Genomic DNA, 4,798 nt, shown 5'->3' with positions numbered 1-4,798 from the left:
ATAGCAGTGCGGTATCCAGGCGATATTCTTTTTCGGGTCCAGCGCGACCGGCATGCCATCGATAAAACCGGTCTGCGGCGCAAAACCATCCACATCCTGGAGCCGAGTCACCGGCAAGCCCTTGGCCGCAATGGAAAACTCGGCCGGCAGCTTCGGCTTGGCCGAGCCCAGGGGCTTGAGTTTCTCCTTTTCTTTTTCGTCATCCGCCGGGTCGCCCCACTGGGTGACGAAGTTGTCCTGCACGCGGATCACCGCCAGGCCATCGAAATAGCCCTCATGCACCAGCTTGCGGATATTCTCGGCATGGCGTGGCGCAAAGCGTGGCGCCAACTCGAAGATCACCTGGCTGCCGTTTACATCCATCACCACGGTATTTTGCGCATCCAGCGGCCGCCAGGCATCGCTTGGTGCCTGCTTGATGATATCGGCCGTACTGGGCCGCGCCGGCTTGTCCTTGGCATGGGCCACTGCGCAAGCGGCCAGGGCCACGAGGGAATAAATCATTGTCTGTCTCACTACACTCAACTCCTGTTTGCTTGTTTCGTGAAATTCCGCGTGGGCAGCTGCGCTCCAGCTTGCCGGATTGCTGGCGCAAAAAACCGGCTATTTGCTAAGCTGGTCGGATGCATATCATCTTCCGCTTATTTTTTGTCCTTCTGCTTGCCCATTCCGGCTGGGCGCAACCCACCCTCAGGGTGCTGGCCTGGCAAGGCTATACCGACCCGGATGTGGTCAGCAGCTTCGAGCAAAAGACCGGCGCCAGGGTTGAAATCACCTATGTCGACACTGACGATGCGCTGTGGAGCCTGGCCAGTGCCAATGGCGGCATGAATTACGATGTACTGGCGCTCAATACCGGCGAATTGCAGCGCTATATCGATGCCAAGCTGGTCAATGAAATCGCACCAAGCAGCATACCCAATATCCAGAACCAGCAAAAACGCTTCCGCCATGTGCCGGGTATCGAGCGCGATGGCAAGCGCTATGCGGTGCCTTACACCTATTCGGAAATGGGGCTGATCTACGACAAGAAAGTATTCCCCACGCCACCCACTTCGATGTCGGCACTATGGCGCCCCGAATTCCGCGGGCGCATCGCCCTGTATGAGGGCAGCAACCATAATTTCAGCCTGACCGCGCTGACCCTGGGCATCAGCAACCCTTTCCAGCTCGACAACAAGCAGTTCCGCGACGTGGTGAAGCGCCTGGTGGCATTGCGAGCCAATCGCCCGGTGTTTTTCGGCTCGGCCGAAGATGCCGTCAAACAGTATCGCGACCACGATGTGGTGCTGATGTTCGGCAACTATGGCAATCAGCAGGTACAGCTGTTGAAGAGCGCCGGCTTTGATGTCGGCTATGTGATCCCGCGCGAAGGCGCCATTGCCTGGCTGGACTGCTGGGCGGTGCTGAAAGGGGCTGGCGACATGGCGCTGGCCGCCAGCTGGATCAACCATATGAGCAGCCTGGAAGTGGGTCGCCTGCTCACCCAGCGCCAGGGCCTGGCCAATACGGTACAGGCCGCGCCCGGCCTGGCTGAGCGGGACAAGATCGTCTGGCTGCAGCCGGTGGAAGACAATGCCCTGCGCAACCAGTTCTGGAGCCGCATCCTGTCCGGCGCCAAGAAAGGCGCGTTCTGAGCGGGACAGCCTCCTGCAGAGGGCATCCCGCGGTCATTTCATCGTCGGCATGACAAATTCGGCACCGGCGCGGATCGACTGCGGCCAGCGCGCAGTCACGGTTTTCAGCCGGGTATAGAAGCGGATCGCCTCGGCACCATAGGCATGATGATCGCCAAATAGCGACTGCTTCCAGCCGCCAAAGCTCATAAAGGCCATCGGCACCGGAATCGGTACATTCACCCCCACCATGCCCACCTGGATACGCGCGACAAAGTCACGCGCCGCATCGCCATCGCGGGTGAAGATCGCCGTACCGTTGCCATAGGCATGCTCATTGGTGATGCGTATGGCGTCCTCATAGGACTTGACCCGCAGCACACACAGCACCGGCCCGAAGATTTCCTCCTGATACACCGTCATGGCGGTGCTGACATGGTCGAACAATGAGCCGCCCAGGAAGAAACCGCCCTCGCACCCCGGCACCACATGGCCACGGCCATCGACCACCAGGGAAGCGCCTTCTGCCACACCGGCCTCGATATAGCCCTCTACCTTGTTGCGGTGTACCCGCGTTACCAACGGGCCCATCTCCACATCGGCGGATGAATCCCAGCTACCGATCTTCAGCGCGCGGACCTTGGGCGCCAGCCTGGACACCAGTGCATCGGCCACCTCGTCGCCCACCGCTACCGCCACCGAAATCGCCATGCAGCGCTCGCCGGCCGAGCCATAGGCGGCGCCCATCAGGGCATCCACCGCCTGGTCCAGGTCGGCGTCGGGCATGATCACCATATGGTTCTTGGCGCCACCCAAGGCCTGCACCCGCTTGCCATTGGCCGTGCCAGTCGAATAGATGTATTGGGCAATCGGCGTGGAGCCGACAAAGCTAACCGCCTGGATAGCGGGGTGCGCAAGGATGGCATCGACCGCCTCCTTGTCGCCCTGCACCACATTGAACACACCGTCAGGCAGACCCGCCTCCCGCAGAAGGCGCGCCAGGATCAAAGAGGTGGATGGATCGCGCTCGCTCGGCTTCAGGATAAAGGTATTGCCGGCAACCAGTGCGAGCGGAAACATCCACATCGGTACCATGGCCGGGAAGTTGAACGGGGTGATGCCGGCCACCACGCCCAGCGGCTGACGCAGACTGTAGCTATCCACGCCGGTGCCGACGTTTTCGGCAAACTCGCCCTTGAGCAGGTGTGGCGCGCCACAGGCAAACTCCACCACCTCGATGCCACGGATCAGCTCGCCATGGGCATCGGCCCTGACCTTGCCATGCTCGGTCGAGATGGCAGCGACCAGCTCATCGGCATGGCGCTCCAGCAGTTCCTTGAACTTGAACATCACCCGTGCACGGCGCAGTGGCGGCGTAGCGGCCCAGGCCGGAAACGCTGCCGATGCCGCGCTAACCGCACTATCGAGCTCGGCAGCGCTGGCCAAAGCGACCCGGGCTGTCACCTCGCCGGAGGCCGGGTTGAAAACATCGTTAAAACGCCCCGAGCTGCCCTCGGCAATAGCGCCATTGATCCAGTGATTGATTGTCTTGCCCATGAGTCCTGATTCCTGATTTGCGAACACGGCCCGCACTTTTGCGCGGCACCCGCTCTGGTTCAGCCCGCAGCGCGAATCGAGGCGCGCAGCACCTCGGCCATATTGCTCAATTCATCGGGCGAGGACACGAAGGTCGGCCCCATGGCGATGATGTCGCCGGTAAAGCGGAACAACACGCCGCGCTTGAGCGCCTCTTCGAACACCCGGATCGCACGCAAGCCTGGTTTGCCATCAATCGGCGCAAACTCGACCGCAGCCGCCAGCTGGCAGTTGCGGATATCGATCACATTGGCCTCGCCCTTGAGGCTATGCACCACCTCTTCCAGCACCGGACTCAGAGCATTGACCTGCGCATAGGTACCTTCTTCGCCATGCACATCGAGCGTGGCATGGGCAGCGGCCACCGCCAGCGCGTGACCGGAATAGGTATAGCCGTGGAAGAACTCCACCATATGCTCGGGCCCGGTCATAAAGGCATCGTATATGGACTTGCTGGCAATCACCCCGCCCATCGGCACCAGACCATTGTTGACACCCTTGGCAAAGGTGATCAGGTCCGGCGTGACGTCCCAGTACTGTGCGGCGAAAGGCTTGCCCATCCGTCCGAATGCGGTGATCACCTCGTCGAAGATCAACAGGATCCCGTGCTTGCTGCACAGTTCACGCAGGCGCTTGAGATAACCCTTGGGCGGCACGATCACACCGGCCGAGCCCTGCATCGGCTCGACAATCACCGCCGCGATGGTGGACGCATCGTGCAGCGCCACCAGGCGTTCCAGCTCATCGGCCAGATGCGTACCGTAGTCCGGCTCGCCTCGGCTGAAGGCCATTTGCTGCAAATTGTGGGTATGCGGCAGATGATCGACGCCGGGCAGCATGCCGGCCGCAAACATCTTGCGATTGGCCACCATGCCGCCGACCGAAATGCCACCAAAGCCGACACCGTGATAGCCCTTTTCGCGGCCAATAAAGCGGGTGCGCTGCGCTTCACCGCGCACGCGGTGATAAGCCAGTGCCGTCTTCAGGGCGGTATCAACCGCTTCCGAGCCGGAATTGCAGAAGAACACATGCTCAAGCCCGGCCGGCGCCTGCGCGGCGATGCGCTCAGCCAGTCGGAACACTTGCGGCGTCGCCATCTGGAAGGCAGTACCGTAGTCCAGCACATCGAGCTGCTGCTTCACCGCCTCGACCAGTTTTGGATGGCGATGACCCAGGCCGCAGCACCATAGTCCCGACAGCGCGTCGTAGAGCTTATGGCCCTCGGTAGTCCAGTAGTAACTGCCCTCAGCCCTGGCCAGCATGCGGTGCACGCGGTGCTCGGCATCGTGCTTGTAGTAGCGGTTATGACTGAACGGCATCCAGTAGGGCTGAAGATTCAGCTCGGTATCAGACATGGCAGCTCCGTTGATCTGTATTGGTAGATGTACTGGCTCACCGGGCGAGCCAATGAGCCATTTGCATCGAGTATCGCGCCGTACGCAGCCAATTCGCCATATACAAGGGGCGCCGTTTTGCGGCACGATGTATTGAATCATCATCCAGTACAGTTGAATCGATGCTGCAACTCGACCCCGACAGCCCTTGCTCGCTGACCGATCAGATCGTTGATGGCGTCATTGCCAAAA

The 4,798-nt window shown here is 60.8% G+C and carries 4 protein-coding genes; 1 reads left to right on the top strand and 3 read right to left on the bottom strand.

Going from position 1 to position 4,798, the window contains the following annotated elements:
- Positions 1 to 504: peptidylprolyl isomerase (locus tag ACE3OH_RS19410; RefSeq protein ID WP_374357068.1), on the bottom strand; the 504-nt coding region annotated here is incomplete at its 3' end.
- Positions 505 to 623: 119 nt separating this feature from the next.
- Here ACE3OH_RS19410 and ACE3OH_RS19405 point away from each other — a divergent pair.
- Positions 624 to 1,637 (top strand): extracellular solute-binding protein, encoded by a 1,014-nt coding sequence (locus tag ACE3OH_RS19405; RefSeq protein ID WP_374357067.1) that lies wholly within the window; start codon positions 624 to 626, stop codon positions 1,635 to 1,637.
- A gap of 33 nt (positions 1,638 to 1,670) precedes the next feature.
- On the opposite strand, the gene ACE3OH_RS19400 is transcribed toward ACE3OH_RS19405, so the two are convergent.
- Both ACE3OH_RS19400 and ACE3OH_RS19395 read right to left on the bottom strand, forming a co-directional pair.
- The gene (locus ACE3OH_RS19400; RefSeq protein ID WP_374357065.1) at positions 1,671 to 3,173 is read right to left on the bottom strand and encodes a CoA-acylating methylmalonate-semialdehyde dehydrogenase; all 1,503 of its coding nucleotides are present in this window, start codon (positions 3,171 to 3,173) and stop codon (positions 1,671 to 1,673) included.
- Positions 3,174 to 3,232: 59 nt separating this feature from the next.
- Positions 3,233 to 4,567: an aspartate aminotransferase family protein gene (locus ACE3OH_RS19395; protein ID WP_374357063.1), complete on the bottom strand. Its 1,335-nt coding sequence runs from the start codon at positions 4,565 to 4,567 to the stop codon at positions 3,233 to 3,235.
- Between the last annotated feature and the right edge of the window lie 231 nt (positions 4,568 to 4,798).

The sequence above is a fragment of the Chitinimonas sp. genome (assembly GCF_041904975.1).
Classification (GTDB): domain Bacteria; phylum Pseudomonadota; class Gammaproteobacteria; order Burkholderiales; family Chitinimonadaceae; genus Chitinimonas.
The sequence above is the reverse complement of the archived record's forward strand: the minus strand, read 5'-3'. Positions and strand labels throughout refer to the sequence as shown.

What these genes read in the sequence shown, in the direction of transcription:
- ACE3OH_RS19405 (WP_374357067.1), top strand. Translation starts at nt 624, where the DNA reads ATGCATATCATCTTCCGCTTATTTTTTGTCCTTCTGCTTGCCCATTCC.
- ACE3OH_RS19400 (WP_374357065.1), bottom strand. Translation starts at nt 3,173, where the DNA reads ATGGGCAAGACAATCAATCACTGGATCAATGGCGCTATTGCCGAGGGC.
- ACE3OH_RS19395 (WP_374357063.1), bottom strand. Translation starts at nt 4,567, where the DNA reads ATGTCTGATACCGAGCTGAATCTTCAGCCCTACTGGATGCCGTTCAGT.